Raw genomic sequence first — 2,129 nt, forward strand, 5'->3', positions numbered from 1 at the left:
GGTCCTGCTGCTGCTGGCCCCGGCGATGCCGCTGCTGGGGGTGGCCCTGAGCTGGGGCCCGCACGCCGATCCGGCGCACGAGCTGATCGCGACGACGCCACGGGCGGGGCTCGGCCTGCTGCTGCGGAGGACCGTGGCGGTGCTGACCCTGGTGGTCCCGGCGCTGGCGGCCGGCGGCGCGATCACCGGTACCGGGCCCGCGCTGGTCCTGCTGCCGGCCCTCGCCCTGACCTGCGCCGCCCTGGCAATCGGCAGCAGGGTGGGCATCCAGCGCGCGGCGAGCGGGCTCGGCGCCGGATGGGCCGCGTTGGTGGTCGTCCCCGCGATGGACGGCCGGACCGTCCCCTCCTACCTGCGGGACTCGGCCGCCCCCGGGTGGGCGGTCGCGGTGGCACTCCTGGGCGTCGCCGTCGTCCTGTCCCGCAACGCCTACCTGCATCCCCGTGAGGCCCGCGCGCGCCGGGGCTGACCGCCGGGTGGCCCGCCGTCACGGCAGGCCACCCGCCCCACCCCTCACCCGCATCCCCCACCCCCGTACTTCAGCCGCATCCTTCACCCGTACCGCGAGGAGAAACGACCATGCCCGTCACCGGCATCGCGAGCGAGATCGCGCCCACCCGCTACGCCCACCACATCAGGGCCCGCGGCCTGACCGTCCGGCGTGGCCGCCGCCGCGCGGTCGACGGGATCGACCTGGACCTGGGCACCGGAGTGCACGGCCTGCTCGGGCCCAACGGGGCGGGCAAGACCACCCTGATCCGTACCCTCGCCACCGTCCTGACCCCGCACGGCGGCGAGCTGGAGCTCCTGGGCGGGGCCCGCCGCGGCCGGGGCGAGCTGCGCGCGCTGCGCCGCCGGCTGGGCTACCTGCCGCAGGCGTTCGGGCACTACCGGCGGTTCACCGTACGGGAGTTCGTCGAGTACATGGCCTGGCTCAAGGAGGTGCCCGGGCACCGGGCGGCCGACGCGGTGCAGCACGCCATCGACCGGGTCGACCTGACCGGCCGGGCCGACGACCGGATGGGCTCGCTCTCCGGCGGCATGCTGCGCCGGGCGGGCATCGCCCAGGCGATCGTCAACGACCCCGACATCCTGCTGCTGGACGAGCCCACGGTCGGCCTGGACCCCGCCCAGCGGATGGAGTTCCGTGCGCTGCTGCGCGGCATCGGCGAACAGTCCTGCGTCCTGGTCTCCACCCACCTGGTCGAGGACGTCGCCGCGGCCTGCACCAGCGTGGTGCTGATCGACGAGGGCGGCACGGTCTTCGCCGGCCACGTCGACGGGCTCCGCGGCGCGGGCACCGACGCCGACCCGGGCGACAGCGACATCGAGCGCGGCTACTCCGCGATCCTGCGCCGGCACCGCGGAGCGAAGGCCGGCGGCCCGAAGTAGCGCCGTCACCACCCGACCACCCCTCTACCCCTGGAGACTGTGAATGTTCCGCATGGTGCGCCTGGAGGCGAAGCGCTCCGTCGCCCCGGCGCTGTTCCTGGCGCTGGCCGCCCTGACCCGGGTCTTCCTCTGGATGGACGTCCAGCAGTGGGCGGCCAGTTGGACGTCCCTGGTCCACTCGCTGCGGTCGACCGCCTGGGTCGTCCTGCCGCTGGTGCTGGCCGCCGCGATCTGGCACGGCGGCCGGGAGCCGCGCAGCGCGGTCTCCGAGCTGTTCGCCGCCACGCCACGGCCGGGCCCGGTTCGGCTGCTCCCGGCCTTCGTGGTGACGGCCGGCGCGGCGGTGCTCGCGGTGGCGGCGATCGTCGGGTGGGCCGCGGCGATCGTCTCCGGGCACGCGACGTTCAGCGACGGCCAGTGGCCGCTGGGCCTCGCGGTGGGGCTGCTCGTCGTCGTCGCCGTCGCCCTGCTCGGGCTGGGGATCGGACGGGTCGCTCCGGCGCCGGTCGCGGCGCCGCTGGGGGCGGTCCTGCTGTTCCTGGTCCTGGCGGTCAGCCAGGTCAGGGACGGGCGGCCGGCGAACCGTCTGGTGGACACGGTGCTGCCGATGCTGCCGGTGACGGACGACTTCCACCGGGTGCTGCCCTCGCTGTCCGCGGGCCAGGCCATCTGGTTCGCCGCCCTCGGGCTGAGCGGCGTGCTGCTGGCCGTCGCGGCGACCGCGCGGGCCCGGGTGC

General features: G+C 75.9%; 1 protein-coding gene and 2 pseudogenes. All 3 read left to right on the top strand.

Going from position 1 to position 2,129, the window contains the following annotated elements; all coding sequences use genetic code 11:
• Positions 1 to 469: pseudogene (locus BU198_RS12310) on the top strand (zf-HC2 domain-containing protein); the annotation flags it as partial.
• A gap of 110 nt (positions 470 to 579) precedes the next feature.
• A complete protein-coding gene (locus tag BU198_RS12315; protein WP_188296885.1) occupies positions 580 to 1,392 on the top strand; it encodes an ATP-binding cassette domain-containing protein in 813 nt (270 codons plus the stop codon).
• A 43-nt stretch (positions 1,393 to 1,435) separates the two neighbouring features.
• Positions 1,436 to 2,129 (top strand): annotated as a pseudogene (locus BU198_RS12320) (hypothetical protein); the annotation flags it as partial.

It is taken from the genome of Streptomyces sp. CBMA156, from assembly GCF_014596515.1.
Classification (GTDB): Bacteria; Actinomycetota; Actinomycetes; order Streptomycetales; family Streptomycetaceae; genus Kitasatospora.

Coding starts and splice junctions, on each gene's coding strand:
- BU198_RS12315 (WP_188296885.1), top strand. CDS start 580: ATGCCCGTCACCGGCATCGCGAGCGAGATCGCGCCCACCCGCTACGCC.